This is a genomic window from Shewanella sp. Iso12 (assembly GCF_012030025.1).
In the GTDB taxonomy this organism is placed as follows: Bacteria; Pseudomonadota; Gammaproteobacteria; order Enterobacterales; family Shewanellaceae; genus Shewanella; species Shewanella algae.
In genome coordinates, this window is record NZ_JAAUHW010000013.1 from 26,809 (window position 1) to 41,766 (window position 14,958).

At 55.3% G+C, this 14,958-nt stretch carries 13 protein-coding genes and 1 other RNA gene; 5 read left to right on the top strand and 9 right to left on the bottom strand.

Translation table 11 applies throughout. From position 1 onward, the window contains the following. Nucleotides 1-46: 46 nt before the first annotated feature. Nucleotides 47-937 carry a LysR substrate-binding domain-containing protein gene (locus HCX89_RS18350; RefSeq protein WP_167716967.1) on the bottom strand — a complete coding sequence of 297 codons (891 nt, stop codon included), beginning with the start codon at nt 935-937 and terminating at the stop codon, nt 47-49. Nucleotides 938-1,059: 122 nt separating this feature from the next. Here HCX89_RS18350 and HCX89_RS18355 point away from each other — a divergent pair, with 122 nt between their 5' ends. Beyond that, nucleotides 1,060-1,935 carry a DMT family transporter gene (locus tag HCX89_RS18355; protein ID WP_044733485.1) on the top strand — a complete coding sequence of 292 codons (876 nt, stop codon included), beginning with the start codon at nt 1,060-1,062 and terminating at the stop codon, nt 1,933-1,935. A gap of 39 nt (nt 1,936-1,974) precedes the next feature. On the opposite strand, the gene HCX89_RS18360 is transcribed toward HCX89_RS18355, so the two are convergent. From HCX89_RS18360 to HCX89_RS18375, 4 genes are all read right to left on the bottom strand, one after another. Further along, the gene (locus tag HCX89_RS18360) at nt 1,975-2,544 is read right to left on the bottom strand and encodes a BON domain-containing protein (RefSeq protein WP_025011605.1); all 570 of its coding nucleotides are present in this window, start codon (nt 2,542-2,544) and stop codon (nt 1,975-1,977) included. Then, the gene (locus HCX89_RS18365) at nt 2,541-3,134 is read right to left on the bottom strand and encodes a phosphoheptose isomerase (protein ID WP_028780981.1); all 594 of its coding nucleotides are present in this window, start codon (nt 3,132-3,134) and stop codon (nt 2,541-2,543) included. The genes HCX89_RS18360 and HCX89_RS18365 overlap by 4 nt, the downstream gene beginning before the upstream one ends. A gap of 96 nt (nt 3,135-3,230) precedes the next feature. Then, entirely contained in the window at nt 3,231-3,557 is a 327-nt protein-coding gene (locus HCX89_RS18370) for a YraN family protein (RefSeq protein WP_025889313.1), read from the bottom strand. A gap of 8 nt (nt 3,558-3,565) precedes the next feature. Further along, complete coding sequence (locus HCX89_RS18375) at nt 3,566-5,395, bottom strand: penicillin-binding protein activator (RefSeq protein ID WP_107006164.1); 1,830 nt, start codon at nt 5,393-5,395, stop codon at nt 3,566-3,568. An 88-nt stretch (nt 5,396-5,483) separates the two neighbouring features. On the opposite strand from HCX89_RS18375, the gene rsmI reads away from it, so the two are divergent. Beyond that, the gene (gene rsmI, locus HCX89_RS18380; protein WP_144221170.1) at nt 5,484-6,326 is read left to right on the top strand and encodes a 16S rRNA (cytidine(1402)-2'-O)-methyltransferase; all 843 of its coding nucleotides are present in this window, start codon (nt 5,484-5,486) and stop codon (nt 6,324-6,326) included. 44 nt (nt 6,327-6,370) lie between these two features. Beyond that, nucleotides 6,371-6,740, top strand: an RNA gene (rnpB, locus tag HCX89_RS18385) — RNase P RNA component class A. A gap of 45 nt (nt 6,741-6,785) precedes the next feature. Here rnpB and HCX89_RS18390 read toward each other — a convergent pair. The 3 genes from HCX89_RS18390 to HCX89_RS18400 form a co-directional block, all read right to left on the bottom strand. After that, complete coding sequence (locus HCX89_RS18390; RefSeq protein ID WP_167716969.1) at nt 6,786-7,580, bottom strand: ABC transporter substrate-binding protein; 795 nt, start codon at nt 7,578-7,580, stop codon at nt 6,786-6,788. A 68-nt stretch (nt 7,581-7,648) separates the two neighbouring features. Beyond that, nucleotides 7,649-9,298 (bottom strand): hypothetical protein, encoded by a 1,650-nt coding sequence (locus tag HCX89_RS18395; RefSeq protein ID WP_174840170.1) that lies wholly within the window; start codon nt 9,296-9,298, stop codon nt 7,649-7,651. A gap of 157 nt (nt 9,299-9,455) precedes the next feature. Continuing rightward, the gene (locus HCX89_RS18400) at nt 9,456-10,676 is read right to left on the bottom strand and encodes a threonine/serine exporter ThrE family protein (RefSeq protein ID WP_025889321.1); all 1,221 of its coding nucleotides are present in this window, start codon (nt 10,674-10,676) and stop codon (nt 9,456-9,458) included. Between the two features lie 216 nt (nt 10,677-10,892). On the opposite strand from HCX89_RS18400, the gene HCX89_RS18405 reads away from it, so the two are divergent. After that, nucleotides 10,893-11,297 (top strand): MAPEG family protein, encoded by a 405-nt coding sequence (locus HCX89_RS18405; protein WP_025011611.1) that lies wholly within the window; start codon nt 10,893-10,895, stop codon nt 11,295-11,297. A gap of 175 nt (nt 11,298-11,472) precedes the next feature. Then, on the top strand, nt 11,473-13,839 hold the full coding sequence (locus HCX89_RS18410; protein WP_167716971.1) for a YgiQ family radical SAM protein: 2,367 nt from the start codon (nt 11,473-11,475) through the stop codon (nt 13,837-13,839). Nucleotides 13,840-13,897: 58 nt separating this feature from the next. Here HCX89_RS18410 and HCX89_RS18415 read toward each other — a convergent pair whose 3' ends face one another. Further along, the gene (locus HCX89_RS18415) at nt 13,898-14,509 is read right to left on the bottom strand and encodes a TetR/AcrR family transcriptional regulator (protein WP_071237687.1); all 612 of its coding nucleotides are present in this window, start codon (nt 14,507-14,509) and stop codon (nt 13,898-13,900) included. Between the last annotated feature and the right edge of the window lie 449 nt (nt 14,510-14,958).

The following is a 14,958-nucleotide window of genomic DNA, read 5'->3' on the forward strand; positions in this document are numbered from 1 at the left end:
TTGAGAGCCGACCTACAAGGTCGGCTTTTTTGTGGCTGCGTTCGAGTTACTGCGGTTGTGGCTGGCTTGCCATCAACATCAGCCAATCGGCAAAGGCCGCTATCGCCGGTTCTTTGAGGCGCCGCTCCTTACAGCAAAAAGTGAACTCAAACCCTGTATGCACGTCCGGCAGTTCGGCCTCAATCAAACGGCCACTGGCAATATCGTCCTCTACCATAAAGTCAGACGCCAGTGCTATGCCTTGACCGGCAATCGCGGCCTCAATGGCCATCAACACATGGCTGAAAATATGCTGCCTGTGATTGGCTGTCAGAGTCACACCGTTGGCCTCGGCCCAACGGTTCCAGTCCAGCCCCAAAGGGCCTTCATCCACAGTCAACAGCGGATACTGCTGCAGACTCTGAATCGTTATCTGTCCGGCTCTGGGGGGCAATTGCGGGCTGCAAACCGGAATAAGCCGCTCCTTGTGCAGCACCGCCTGCCAGTATCCCCGTCGTTTGAGGCCACCACTGATAAAGAGATCGGCCACGCTGTCGCTGAGCTCGGGATCTTGAGTCACCATCTCCAGCCTGATCTGCACCTCAGGATGACGGCGGCGAAAGTCGCTGAGTCTGGGGATCAACCATTTAACTGCAAAAGAGCTGTAAACCGCCAGTTTCAGCTCGCGATTGGGTTCACCGAACAAACGGCCAAGGTCAGCCAGCTCGTTGAATATTCGCTCCAGTTCCCAGTAGAGGATCTCTCCCTTGGGTGACAGTTTGAGACTGCGCCCCTGACGTTGGAACAGGGACTCACCAAAGTGTTCCTCCAGTAATCTGACCTGGTGGGACACGGCACTCTGGGTGATGCACAGCTCTTCGGCGGCGCGGGAAAAGTGGCTCTGGCGCGCAGCTGCCTCGAATACCTGCAGCGCTCTCAAGGGGGGAAGTTTTCGCATCGGCTATTCTTTCCGGAAATTTAGTATGAATTTAATTCATTTATACGCAAAAAACATCATTTCAGTTTGGTTTTTAACCCGGATATGATGCCGCCGATTGAGAGTCGTTCAGGATAACCAAGATGCAGAGAACCGTTGCTATCGGTTTGATTTTATTGACCGTAGGAAATCTCTTCAGCGCTTTTTATGACGTATCGGTCAAGTGGTTACCGGATGATGCCAATGCGGCGACTTTCCTGTTGGTGCGCCAGGTGACTGCGGTACTTATGTTGCTGCCCCTGTGGCTCAAGGCCGGTCGCCCGGGGACTTCTCATTTTAAGATCCACCTTTGGCGTGCCAACACAGGAGCTGTTGGCGCGCTCTTTTTGATTATTGGTTTGATGGCGCTGCCCTTGGCGACTGTCAGTTCACTGTTCTATTCGGCGCCTTTGATGATCATGGTGCTGGGAGCCGTATTCCTGAAAGAACAGATTACGCCGTTGCAGTGGGGGATTGCGGCGCTGGGATTTGCCGGTATCTTGTTGATCCTCAGGCCCAGCGAGTTGGAGTTGGCCGGCATTGCCGTGCTGGTTTCGGCCTTTACCTTCTCCTTAAACCAGATGAGCCTGCGCAAGCTGCCCAGTACCGAGGCCGCCAGTCTGACTTTGCTCTGTTACAACCTGCTGAGTTTGCCGCTGATCCTGCTGGTGGCGCTGTCGCAACAACTGGCCGGGCTGAGCTGGCCACTGCTTGGAGTGGCGCTGTTATCCAATGCCTTCCTGCTGGCATATAACTGGTTCTGTGTCCTGGCCTATCGCAGGGCCAAGGCCAGTGAAATTGCCGTAGCCGAATACAGCGGGCTTATTTTTATTGTCTTCCTCGGCTGGCTGCTGTTCGATGAGTGGCTGGATACTTTGAGCTGGGTAGGGGCTGCACTGGTGGTGCTGCCGACTTTGTGCCTGCCCGCCATCGCCAAGTTGATGAAAGCCCGCGAGCTGAAAGCACAAGAGCCGGTGTGACCGGCTCTCGTTCGACTCGATATGAAGGTATGAAGGGCGTTAAGGGGTGACGTAGTCGAACACCTTGATAACCTTACGTACTCCAGCGGTGTTGCGGGCGATTTCCACTGCCAGGTCGGCTTGTTCACGCTCGACCAAGCCCAGCAGAAAGACTTCGCCATTCTCTGTGATCACCTTGATCTTGGTGACATCCAGATTCTTGTCGTTGAGCATCCGCCCCTTGACCTTGGTGGTGATCCAGGTGTCGTTGCTGCGGGTAGTGAAGGACGTTGGGTTGCCGATACGGATCTGATTGTGGATCTTGCCACCCAGTTGCAGCTCTTTGACCAGCCGAATCGCCTTGTCCCTGAGCATGGAGTTGGGCGCCTGACCTATCATCAACACATTGCCGTTCATGCTGACACCGGTGATATTGGTCTGATTCTTCAGATCATCTTCCGCTCCTAGTACACTGGAGATACGAAAATCGGCATTGGTGTCATCCAACTGGGTCTTGAGCGAACGCTCATCGTTAACCACCATGGCGCCGCCAACTGCACCCACCATTACGGCTCCGGCACAGCCGGTCAAACTGGTAAGCAGTAGACACAGGGGCAGCAGACGTCTCATTGATGTTCGTCCTGCGGGAACAGGGTGCGGTCAATGTTGTCGCACAGGCAATGGATAACCAGCAGGTGCACTTCCTGAATGCGGGCCGTGACATTGGAAGGGACGCGGATCTCCACATCATTGGTGCTCAGCAATCCGGCCATGGCGCCGCCGTCTTTACCCGTGAGCGCTACTATGGTCATATCCCGGCTCAGCGCGGCTTCCATCGCTTTAATGACGTTGCCTGAGTTACCGCTGGTGGAAATGGCCAGCAGTATGTCACCGGGTTGACCCAGTGCCAGTATCTGCTTGGAAAACACTTCGTCGTAGCTGTAGTCGTTGGCGATGGCCGTCAGGGTAGAAGTGTCTGTGGTCAGAGCTATGGCCGGCAGAGGTGGGCGTTCCACTTCGTAGCGGTTCAACAGCTCGGCTGAAAAGTGCTGGGCATCACCGGCGCTGCCGCCGTTACCACAGGCAAGGATCTTATTGCCACCCAACAGACATTGCACCATCATTTCTGCGGCCTTGGCGATAGACTCAGGCAGCGCCTCTGCGGCGTCAATCTTGGTCTGAATCGACTCGGTGAAGCTGTCTTTGATACGTTCTAACATGGATAAGTCCTTCACTATCAAGTGTTGCTATCATGCCATAGGCCAGGGGCTTTGTTCAGGCATTAAAGTGTAAATTTGTTTCGGGTTAAGCGCTTACTAAAAAGCGTCCTGTAGCCATTGCACCTTGCCGGCATCAATGGCCAGTAGATCGAAGCGACAGGGGGCATTGATCCTGTGTTGCTGCAGATACTGGCTGGCGGCTTTGCGAAGCCGGGTTATCTGGGCCTGGCTCAATGACTGCAAAGCACCGCCGAATCGGCTGGGTGAGCGGTATTTTACCTCAACAAACACCCATTGGCTGCCCTGTTTCATCACCAAGTCCAGTTCGCCGAAACTGTAGCGCACATTCTGTTCGACAAAGGTCAGGCCCTGTTGTTCCAGATAGCGGCGAGCCAGACGCTCGCCTTCCTGTCCCAGATCCATAAGCCGGGTTACAGTGGCCGCAAAACGCCGCGCTGGTATTTGGCCCAGCTGAGCTGACGATCGATCACGCCATCCGGGCTCACCGTCAGTTGGCCGCTGCGGCCACTGTACTGGTATCCGGGGAAGGCATGCATCTGGGCCAGACGATTGACCAGCTGCAGGGCATCATAGCCCATCACATACAGGCGTTTTTGGGCATTGCCCCAAGTGGGCCACAACTTGTTGACCGCTTCGGTTTCTTCACTGGCCTGCAGCAACCAGGGGATATCACTGATGGTGATATTGTTCAGTTCAATCGCGGTTTGCTTGGCGTTGTCTTCCTGACGGGCGCGGCTACTGGTATACAGTGGCACTTGCTCGGCAAAGACACTGAAGTTGACATCGATAAAGGGTTTCAGCAGTGGCAAGTCCTGAATCCCCGAGATCATATAGATGGCATCGATATCGGTACGGGAGCGGAAGTCGGCCTTCACCTTACTGCCCAGCAGTGCCTTAATGGCTTGGATCCTCGCCTTGCTGTCAGTCACGCCAAGGGCTTCTTCCACGGTTTCGCGCATCTTGTCACCGTTATCATAGAAGTGAACCTCGGCATCACTGTCGGTCAGCTCCATCCAGGTCTGCTTAAAGCTCTGGGCCATACGTTGGCCTACGGCATCATTGCTGGCCAGCAGCAGTGGCACCTGTATGCCATCCTGATACATGCGTCGGGCGGCATCGCTGGCTTCCTGAGTGGGAGACAGGGCGAAGTAGTACTTATTCTGTTGCGGTTGCAGCTTATCTATTTGATTGAGAAACAGTTGCGGCGGGGTATCTGTCTTTGCAGCTTGCTGGGCCGCCATCACCTGTTCCACTTCGTTTTGCAGCAGCGGGCCGATCACAAATTCGGCGCCGCTCTGCAGCGCTTGCTGGTAGGCTTTATCGGCACCTTGGGCCGTGTCGAAGAAGTTGAGGCTGACATTGCTGTCCGGGTCGCTCAGATAACTGGCCAGTATGCCCTGACGCACAGTGTTGGCGACTCCGGCTCTTGGGCCCGAAAGTGGCAGCAGCACGGCGATATTGCTGGGTCTGTATGGCTTGGCACTGAGCGCCAGCTGCAGATCCGAAGGCAACTGCACCGCCGCAGGATGATAAGGATTACGTTTCTGCCAATCACTCAACTGGCGGATCAGGCTTGAGGGATCCACCGCGTAGTGTTTGGCCAGATAAGCCAGCTGCAGCCAGCCGGTAAATACGGCATCGCTCTCTTGAGCGGCAAAGCTCTGCAGGGTTTCTTCCTGCAGCGGCTTGAGCAATTGCCAAATTTCGTCGTTAACCTCGCCGGTCGCCTTCACCGGCAGATACTGACTGAGCTTACTCAGCTCACGCACTTGCTCCACGGGTTGCTGGTTGGCAGCAAACAGTCGGGCACGGGCTTGGTGATAACTGGCCCATTGCCAATCGGCCAGTTGCCAATTGCCGGGGTAATTCAGGGTGCTCAGGGCCTCGGCGTTTTTGCCGGTCAGTTCTTGCAGGCGGGCGCTGAGAAAACGGTGCTCGGCCTGGATTTCATCCACAGGGCTTAGCCCGGCCTGCATTGAACGCAGAATATCTGCAGCGGCATCTGTATCACCTTGCTTGAGGTAAGCATTGGCGGCCAATAGCAGGTAACGCTCGCGGTTTTCCTTGCTGGGCGCCTTGGCGGCAAATGCCAAATACTCGGCCGGGGCTTGCGGGGCACTGACCAGAGAAACGACGGCCAGCTGATCTTTGTCTGCTGATGGCGTGCTGCCACAGCCCCACAGGCTGGCAAGCAAAATCGCAGCAGAAATGTATTTAACTCTATTCAGGCTTTTTAACACAGGGCTTCACTCTGGTAAGATGCTGGCTCTAGTTTAACCTTCTATTGTGCCTGACGAAAGTCTCGGCACTTTCATCTCCGAGGTAGTTATGGACCTGTCGGTCGCGCTGTATATAGTTCCCACTCCCATAGGCAACCTGGGGGACTTGAGCCCCAGGGCTCTGGAAGTACTGAATCAGGTGGCGTTGATCGCCTGTGAAGACACTCGCCACAGCGGTAAATTGCTAAGTCACTTCGGCATAGATACCCGCACCACAGCGCTGCATGACCACAATGAACGTGCCCGTGCGCAGTGGATTGTCGAACGCCTCGGCGAAGGTGAAGCCATAGCGCTGATCAGCGATGCCGGTACGCCGCTGATTTCCGATCCCGGCTATCACCTGGTATCCCATGTGCGCGCCGCCGGTTATCCGGTGATCCCGCTGCCAGGCCCCTGCGCCGCCATTGCCGCGCTGTCGGCATCTGGCTTGCCCTCGGATCGCTTTTCGTTTGAAGGCTTTTTGCCGGCTAAAGACAAAGGGCGCCAGGATAAACTGCTGGCGCTTAGGGAAGACCCGCGCACCCTGATTTTCTATGAGTCTCCCCACAGAATTCTGCCCAGCCTCAAGTCGCTGGTGGAGGTCCTGGGGCCGGATAGGCAGATGGTGATGGCGCGGGAACTGACCAAGACCTTTGAAACCTTCCTCTGCGGCACCACGGCCGAAGTGCTGGCGCAGGTAGAAGCCGATGCCAACCAGCAGCGCGGTGAAATCGTGCTTATGCTGCACGGTTTTGTCAGTGAGGAAGCAGACGAAACGTCCGCCGCGGCGTTGGATACCCTCAAACTACTCTGTGATGAATTACCGCTGAAGAAGGCGGCCGCCATTGCGGCACAGATCCATGGGTTGAAGAAAAATGCTCTTTATAAAAAAGGGCTTGAGCTGGGCTGGTAAGGAAATGCCTTGGTGTGAAGCCCGCTATGGGCTATAATCCGCGCCGAGTTGGCCGGGCAGTCGCTGCGTTCGCAAGAACGGGGAGGAAAGTCCGGGCTCCATAGAGCAGGGTGCCAGATAACGTCTGGGCGGCGTGAGCCGACGACCAGTGCAACAGAGAGTAGACCGCCTGCCTTCGGGCCGGTAAGGGTGAAAGGGTGCGGTAAGAGCGCACCGCGCGGCTGGTAACAGTTCGCGGCACGGTAAACTCCACCCGGAGCAAGATCAAATAGGGTTCCACTATTCTTCGGAATTAATGCGTGGCTCGCGTTGGAACCGGGTAGATTGCTTGAGCCTGTGAGCGATTGCAGGCCTAGAGGAATGACTGCCGCTCCTTCGGGAGAACAGGACCCGGCTTATAGGCCAACTCACCAAATAAAACGAGGCCGCCCGTGTTATCACGGGCGGCCTTTTGCTTTTCTACTCGAGTGGAATGTTCATGGCTTGGGCTTGCTCAGGCTGCCATTGGGCCGGTTCAACCTGCCAGCGCTGCAGTAACTGGTGCCAGGCTTCTCCCTGCTGCAACTCCAACAACAGCCGATTGAAGCGGGCTATGGTCTGTCGGTCATTATGACGGATATCGAATGCCAGACAGTAGTAAGTCTTGGGTTGGCTGGGTAGATAGTCCAAGCCTTCAATCCCCTGTTTCCCTGCGTACCAGCGACCGACATCCCGGTTGACAAAATAGGCATCAAAACGCTTTCTGGCGAGCATTTTCAGTGGTAACTCATCGCTTTGTGGAAAGGTAACCACCTGCATGGGGGGGACTTGTTGCCGGATCAGTTCCTGATTCAATTTTTGCAGGGCATTGTGGGTATTGGATGGTGAGAATACTGCCACACGCTGATCCGATAGCTGCTGCATCTGCTTCAAACTCAGTGCCTTGAGGCTGAAGAAACCATATTCAGACTGCAACAAGGGGACCGAGAAATAGTATTGTGAGGTGCGATAATCTGCCCAGGCCAGCCCCATGGCACCGGTTTCTCCCGAGTTCATCTGCTGCCTGGCGCGGCGATTAGGCCACAGCTTGAGTTGGCAGCCTTCCTCCCAGCGCTGGCAGGCCAGGCGAGTCATCTCTACCATGATGCCCTTGAGTTCTCCTTCTTCCTGAAAGCTGTATGGCGCAAAATCAAAAAAGGCGATTTTCAACGTGCTTGCCTGTGCCGATATCAGGCACGACAGGCCGAGCAGTACGGAGGAAAGGAGTTTTTTCATGTCAGGTCCAGGTTGCTGTGACCCTTCAAGTTTAGTGCAGAGTTTGCCGCTGGGGTGGCAGAGTCAGCCTAGAAACTCTGCTTCACTTGAAAGCGCCATTCCCAGCCGTCCACTTCCTCGCCCCGGGTAAAGGGCACGCTGAAATCGATATGGGCGACATGACCATAACTGGAACGGGAAGAGTAGATTCTGGCACCTATGCCGATAGAGCCTATGGGGCCTGAGACTTCGTTGTCATTGGCCATGGCACCACCAAAGGCCTGACCGACATCGATAAAGGCGGCCCAGCCCAATTCTGCCAGTTGGTAAAGGTTGATATTGGGGTAATAGCGGATTTCGCCGGTCAGCAGCCATTGATTGTCACCGTGCTGGTAGTCGTTGGGATAACCGCGAATGCCGGTTTCATCCCCCAGCGCAAAGGGATGGTCGATATAGTTGTTGTTGGAGTTGGACAGCCGCACCTTGGAATAGGCGGTCCACTTGGGGGTGAACTTATAGAAATACTCGGCGGCAACATTCACTTGATAAAAGTCCCGTTGCCGGGTGGCCAGGGTGGCTTCACCGCCAAATGCCAGCAATAGCAGCTCCTTGCCCTCAAAGTAACCGCGGCTGCTGCGCCAGTTGAGGTGATAACCCAGGCTATCACTGTCTTTGGTTTCCAGCCCCAATTTAACGCTGTGATGCCAGCCGAGGTTGAAGTCTTCGTTATAGTTGACCAGGTGAATATTGGTCAGTACCCGAAAATCATCCTGCAAGTATTCCCATTCTACCCAGGGGTAGAGAAAGTCTCTATCCTGAGGCAAGGGCTGCTGCGGGTATTGAGGCAGGGCGTAAAAGCTGTGCTTATCCTGGGTGACTCCAAGGCGTAATCTTTGCCGGCTCTGGTTTTCTTTGGCGAACATAAAGCCCCAGTAGAGGTTGCGATAGCGGAGCTCTTCATTGAATTCGTTGATGTCGAGGCCGTTTTGGCGAATGGTGTCGATTCTGTCTTCATCCAGATACTCGGCGCCGTAGGCGCGTGTGTCGTCCAGAGTATAGAAAGGCTTGTCGAAATACAGCTGTTTGGCCTGACCATCGCTGTTGTCATAGAAGTTGGCCGCCACAGTGGCATTTTTGATGATGTTCAGCGGCATTTCGAACGCGACTTTGTAGCCGGTTCTGTCCTCGTCGGATTGGTACTTCAAACGGGTGCGGATCCCCAGGCCAAGAATATTGTCGTCTTTCAGCCCTACGGAGAAGCTGTTGTTGCCGCCGCTGCGTCCCAGGCTGATGGTGGGCAGCAGCGACCATTGATCCCAGGTTTCCACCAGCAAGGTTTCACCATCAGGCTGTTGATCGGCACTCGGGTCGGCCTTGACCACAGAGATCCTGGCGTCTCTGAGATAGGCTTCACGCCTAAGAATTCGCTGCGCTTCTTCCAATTGCCTTGGGGTCACTTCCTGCCCCTCCTGGATACTGAGGCGATTGAGGATCACCGACTCCCGGGTATTGATATGCAAGGCGTTGGCCCAATTGTGCAGGAAGATGGCGTTGTCGGCAGACTCGTCGAAAATTGGGTTGCTGACCACCACAATTTTGCCAACCCTGAACCGCTCAGGGAGTGGATTTTGGCCTTGGGAAGACGAGGTTGTGCTATCGCCTTTGGTGCCTGTGTCGGCCAAAACGGAGAGGCTGGCAAACAGGGTTGCCAGAAGCAAGACACTGCGGCTTGTTGCCATAGACTGCCTCCTCTCGGTAGTGAATATCGGGCTGATATTCACACTTCAATAACACAACCGAATAGGCGGTTAGTCAAGGCGACAGTCGAAATAAAGTAATGATTTAGCTTGTAATAAACTATCTTTTTCCGGCGCTAAATGCCCACGGCAGCAGCGTTTAGAGGGTGTTTCTCGGCGGCACCACCACGTTGGAGAAGATAAGCCCGGCGATCAGTGACATGAATATCAGAAAGATTTGCGACCCCAGATGCGACTGGTTCAACATGGTTTCACCCGAGATCAGCACATTGAGGCCGATATAGGTCTTGGAGCCAGGCACCAGGATGACTATCCCCTGCAGCAGGGCGATGGAGGCCGGTGCCTTCATCCAGCGGGCAAACAGGTTGGCGTAGATACCCACGGCCAGGGCGCCGAAGAAGATCCCCAGAGAATCCCCCAGATAGAGGCCGCCGAACATGGCGGAGAAGAAGGCCACAATACCCGCCAGTACGCCCCAGGGGGCATCTTTGAGCCTGGCCTTGAAGATGAACACCAGCGCCATGGAGAGGATGGGCACCGCCGACCAGATGGCCCAGCGAGGCAACGGCATGGGCTCAATATAGAGGGATTCGCCGAACAGGGCATTGCCTATTGCCACGCCGAGTACGGCGCCGAAGTAGAGTTTGAATAGCAGCATTACCGCATCCATGATCCTCATGGTGCCTGACATAAGATCCCTTGCCGCCAGTTCGGCCAGGCCCAGGGTCAGCGCCAGGCCGGGAATAAAGACGATGATCCCCGACAGTACCACCACGGGGATATTCAGCCCGGCATCCAGTTGCGCCAGGCCACAGGCGGCGAAACCGGCCAGCATGGCGGCCAGAGGCTCCAGCAGTTCGGCCATCCGCCGCGAGCGTTCGGCGCTGAATACCAAGCCATAGACCAGCATGCCTATCAAGGCCGACCAGAACACATCATTCCAACTGCTGCCCATCAGCATAGCAAAGGCGGCGGCCGAGGTGCCAAAGGCACCCAGGGTTAACATGGGGCCATAAGGATTGGGCTTGTTGGCTATCTCATCCAGCCGTTCCAGCGCTTCACTCAGGCTGCGTTGCCCCAGGCTCAGTTCCTGCACTAAGGCGTCGGTACGGGCCAGCGACCCCAGATCCAGCTCGCCGGGTTTAACCCTGGCAACATGGTTGTATTCCTGATCTGTGTCGTGCTGCAGCACAAAGGTCATCGAAGTGGGGGAGATCAGAAAATAGCCTTCGATGCCGAGCGTCTTGGCCACTGTCTGCAAGTGGGTTTCGAGCCGATAAGCCGGGGTGCCGAACTTATGCAGAGCCTTACCCAACTTAATGATAAAACGGCGCTTTTCAATGAATTCTTGATTATCCACTCGGTTTCCCACTGTGCCCTTGGTTGGATGGACGGTTTTTTGCCCGCGCGGATTCTACAGCAAGGGTACTGAATCCGGTTAATGACATTTTAAAAATTATTTCCTTTATGTGACCTTAAGTGCAAGCTTGTTGCGTTAAGGTTGATTGGCTGCGCTTGGACAGCGTCGCATCAGCCAAGGCTGAACAGAGAATTTCAAAAGGAGATAAAAGAACTTATGTCATTGTTTATATCGGGTTTTTATGCCGCATTGACGGGGCTTTTGGTCTTGGCTTTGGCCTACCGGGTGGTGCGTTTGCGCCGTGCTTACAAGATAGGCCTGGGCGATGGCGGTAACGATGCACTGCATTTGGCCAACCGGGTACACGGCAACCTGCTGGAAAATGCCCCGATAGCCTTGTTGCTTTTGGTGCTGGCCGAGGCCAACGGCATGGCCGGCGTTTGGTTACATCTACTGGGGACGATTTGGCTGGTGGCCAGATTACTGCATGCCATAGGTCTGACCCAAGGCAAGGGCGGTTACCACCCGGGCCGTTTCCTAGGCACCTTGTTCACCTGGATAAGCATACTCGTGCTGGCGCTGTTTAACCTATGGCAGTATGTGGGGCGCTTATTGCTCTGAGCCCGAGATAAGCCACAATCCTAGTAGGGCCTTGGCTTGCAGGCACAAACAAGGGGCACAAATAGTCGGCAATTGGTGAAAAATTAGTCACACTTAACCAGGTTAGCCTGTTATACTCCGCGGCCCTGAGGCAGCGTGGCTGCCGTGTGTCGAATCCTCTGATGGTCAGTCTCAAATGCAAGTCGAATCCAGCTTATTTCAGTATCCCAAGTATTGGGCCGAGTGTTACGGCACGGCTCCCTTTCTGCCCATGTCCCGCAAGGAGATGGAACAACTGGGATGGGACAGCTGTGATGTGATCCTGGTGACAGGTGATGCCTATGTAGATCACCCCAGTTTCGGCATGGCGGTGATTGGCCGTTTGCTGGAAGCGCAGGGATTCAGAGTGGGGATCATCTCGCAGCCGGATTGGTCCAGCAAAGAGGCCTTTATGAGCCTGGGTAAACCGAATCTGTTTTTCGGGGTCACTGCAGGCAATATGGATTCGATGATCAACCGTTATACGGCCGATCGTAAACTGCGCCACGACGATGCCTATACCCCGGGCAATGAAGGCGGCAAGCGCCCGGATCGCGCCGTGACTGTTTATACCCAGCGCTGTAAGGAAGCCTTTAAAGAGGTGCCCGTAGTCATAGGCGGTATCGAGGCCAGCCTGCGGCGGATTGCCCACTATGACTATTGGTCCGACAAAGTGCGCCGCAGTGTGATTTTTGATGCCAAGGCCGACATCCTGATCTACGGTAATGCCGAGCGGCCGCTGGTGGAAGTGGCGCACCGTCTCGCCAAGGGTGAAACCATGGCGCAGATGCAGAATATCCGCGGCACAGCGGTTATCCGAAAAGAGCCACTGCCAGAATGGCGCGGCATGGACTCGCGCAAGATAGATCAGTTGCACAAAATTGACCCTATCCCCAATCCCTATGGCGCCGATGATGTCGGCTGCCAGAACTTGTCCGGGCCATCCGACAAGAAGATCTTCGACAACGACGCTCCCAAGCCCATCAGTGTGCAGCCACCCAAGCCAAGGCCCTGGGAGCAGACCTATGTGTTGCTGCCGGCCTTCGAGCGGGTGAGTGAAGACAGATACCTGTACGCCCATGCATCGAGGATTTTGCATCAGGAGCAAAACCCAGGTTGTGCCAGAGCCCTGTTCCAGCCCCACGGCGACCGTGGTGTTTGGGTCAACCCACCGGCCTGGCCGCTCAACACAGATGAGATGGATGCGGTATTCGACTTGCCTTACGCCAGGGTGCCACACCCGGTTTACGGCAAGGCCAAGATCCCGGCCTACGACATGATCAAGACCTCAATCAATATCATGCGAGGCTGTTTCGGTGGCTGCTCATTTTGTTCGATAACCGAGCATGAAGGGCGGATTATCCAGAGCCGCTCGAAAGAATCCATTATCAAAGAAATTAAAGATATACAGCAGAAAGTGCCCGGCTTTACCGGGGTAATTTCCGATCTCGGCGGCCCAACGGCCAACATGTATCGTCTCGGCTGCAAGAGCGAAAAGGCCGAAAAGACCTGTCGGCGCTTATCCTGTGTCTTTCCCAGTATTTGTGGCCATTTGGACACAGATCATCAGCACACCATAGATCTTTATCGCGCCGCCCGGGATGTTCCCGGGATCAAGAAGGTGCTGATCGCCTCCGGCGTGCGTTATGACCTGGCGATTGAAGATCCGCGTTACGTTAAAGAGCTGGCCAAGCACCATGTGGGCGGCTATCTCAAGATAGCGCCGGAACATACCGAAGAGGGGCCTTTATCCAAGATGATGAAGCCAGGTATGGGCACCTACGACAAGTTCAAGGAGCTGTTCGACCAATACTCGGCCGAAGCGGGTAAGCAGCAGTATCTGATCCCCTATTTTATTTCGGCTCACCCGGGCACCACGGACGAGGACATGCTCAACCTGGCGCTGTGGCTCAAGGAGCGTAAGTTCAAGCTGGATCAGGTGCAGAACTTCTACCCATCGCCTATGGCCAATGCCACGACCATCTACCACACAGAGCTGAACTCATTGAAAAACGTCAAACACAGCAGCGAAGAGGTGCCGGTGGCCAAGAAGGGACGTCAGCGGCGACTGCATAAGGCCTTGCTGCGCTATCACGACAGCGCAGGTTGGCCGCTGATCCGCGAGGCGCTTATCGCCATGGGGAAACAGCATCTTATCGGCACTGGGCCACAGCATCTGGTGCCCCCGGAAGGCCGCGCCGAAGCCTGGGCCGGTAAGCATAACCGCAAGGGGGCCGACAAGGGCCGCCAGGGACTCACCCGTTTCAGCGACAATCAGTTTGCAGAGCGCAGCGGCAAAGCCGCCAAGGGTAAGTCCACCGAAGGGGCCAAAGGCGGTAACAAGGCCGGAAAAGGCAAGAGCGGCGACCACACAACAACAGGCAAAGTGGCAACAGCTAAAGGCTCCAAGCCCGGCAGTGGCAAAGCCAGACCCGGAGCCAGGCCTGTCTTTGGCCATGCTCAGAGCCATACTCAGGGTAAAAGTCAGGGTAAAAGCCAGGGCCAGAGTAAGAAATCAAAGTAAAAACCCAAGACGATAGAGGGCGCTAGCAAGCCTTTGTTCTAAACAAGGGCTGCGTAGGCTAACAGCCCAGCAGACGCCGGAATTCCAGTGACAGATCTTCGCCGAGTTGTTGCGCCGTCGCTTGGCGGTCCGTGATGCCGTTATGCATGGCGTTGTCTACCGCGCCATGCATGCCGTGATAGAGGATGATGGCGCTCAGCTCTGGCCTTTCCAACTGCCAGGCGCCATGGCGCTTGCCGCTTAGCAAAAGCTCAATAATCTGCGCCAACACCCGATCCCGCTCGCTGTTGCCGTGACCGTGGTAATAGTTGTCATGGAAGAGCAGGTCGTGCAGCTCTATACCGGCCAGATAGGCGTTGACACTGACCCGGCACCAAACATCCAGTCGTGTCGGCCAGTCATCGCTATCGCAGGCATCCATTGCCAGTTGCACCTGCTCGACAAAATGCCGGCTAAAGCGTTGCCGCAGAGCCGAGAGTATCTCCGGCTTGGCATTGAAGTAGTGGTAAAAAGTCCCCTTGGCGACCTTGGCCTCGCGCACTATGTCGCTGACTGTAGTGGCTTCAAACCCCTTCTCAATAAATAACTTCTGTGCCGCATCCATGAGTTCATCGAGACGAACCTCTGCCGGTTTAGTGCGTGGAGCCCCCGGGGTGCTGTTATTTGTCATTAGCCATACCACTCAATATAAGAAGTTTGATCTGCCAGGAAACTGCGTTGGCCAGGATAATGTTTTTCTTGGCCGATTGGCCGCCAAATTCTTTCATACTCGCCGAGTGAATCAAGCCCCTGTGCATAAGGAAGGTGCGAATAAGTCCTCGTGGCACTCTGGCTTACACAGCAATTGGCGTTCAAGGCATCTGACTGAAGGCATGCCGGGGCCTGTCGAAGTCGGATAACGCAGAGAGCCGGTTGCTGTGAAAGCCCCGAAGGGCGTGGCTTACAGGCCTGCCTGCTGTGTTGTGCTTCTTGCAAAGGACTAGGGCCATTTGCGGCGAACCACGCCTTGCATCCAAGCCAGTAAGCCGACGCAGAGCACACATGGGATTTGTTCGCACCTTCCTTAGGTCGGAATCGGCATTCATCCTACCTAAAGTGCTGATCCAAGGCCAGATGCCG

What these genes read in the sequence shown, in the direction of transcription:
- HCX89_RS18350 (WP_167716967.1), bottom strand. Translation starts at nt 937, where the DNA reads ATGCGAAAACTTCCCCCCTTGAGAGCGCTGCAGGTATTCGAGGCAGCT.
- HCX89_RS18355 (WP_044733485.1), top strand. Translation starts at nt 1,060, where the DNA reads ATGCAGAGAACCGTTGCTATCGGTTTGATTTTATTGACCGTAGGAAAT.
- HCX89_RS18360 (WP_025011605.1), bottom strand. Translation starts at nt 2,544, where the DNA reads ATGAGACGTCTGCTGCCCCTGTGTCTACTGCTTACCAGTTTGACCGGC.
- HCX89_RS18365 (WP_028780981.1), bottom strand. Translation starts at nt 3,134, where the DNA reads ATGTTAGAACGTATCAAAGACAGCTTCACCGAGTCGATTCAGACCAAG.
- HCX89_RS18370 (WP_025889313.1), bottom strand. Translation starts at nt 3,557, where the DNA reads ATGGATCTGGGACAGGAAGGCGAGCGTCTGGCTCGCCGCTATCTGGAA.
- rsmI (WP_144221170.1), top strand. Translation starts at nt 5,484, where the DNA reads ATGGACCTGTCGGTCGCGCTGTATATAGTTCCCACTCCCATAGGCAAC.
- HCX89_RS18390 (WP_167716969.1), bottom strand. Translation starts at nt 7,580, where the DNA reads ATGAAAAAACTCCTTTCCTCCGTACTGCTCGGCCTGTCGTGCCTGATA.
- HCX89_RS18395 (WP_174840170.1), bottom strand. Translation starts at nt 9,298, where the DNA reads ATGGCAACAAGCCGCAGTGTCTTGCTTCTGGCAACCCTGTTTGCCAGC.
- HCX89_RS18405 (WP_025011611.1), top strand. Translation starts at nt 10,893, where the DNA reads ATGTCATTGTTTATATCGGGTTTTTATGCCGCATTGACGGGGCTTTTG.
- HCX89_RS18410 (WP_167716971.1), top strand. Translation starts at nt 11,473, where the DNA reads ATGCAAGTCGAATCCAGCTTATTTCAGTATCCCAAGTATTGGGCCGAG.
- HCX89_RS18415 (WP_071237687.1), bottom strand. Translation starts at nt 14,509, where the DNA reads ATGACAAATAACAGCACCCCGGGGGCTCCACGCACTAAACCGGCAGAG.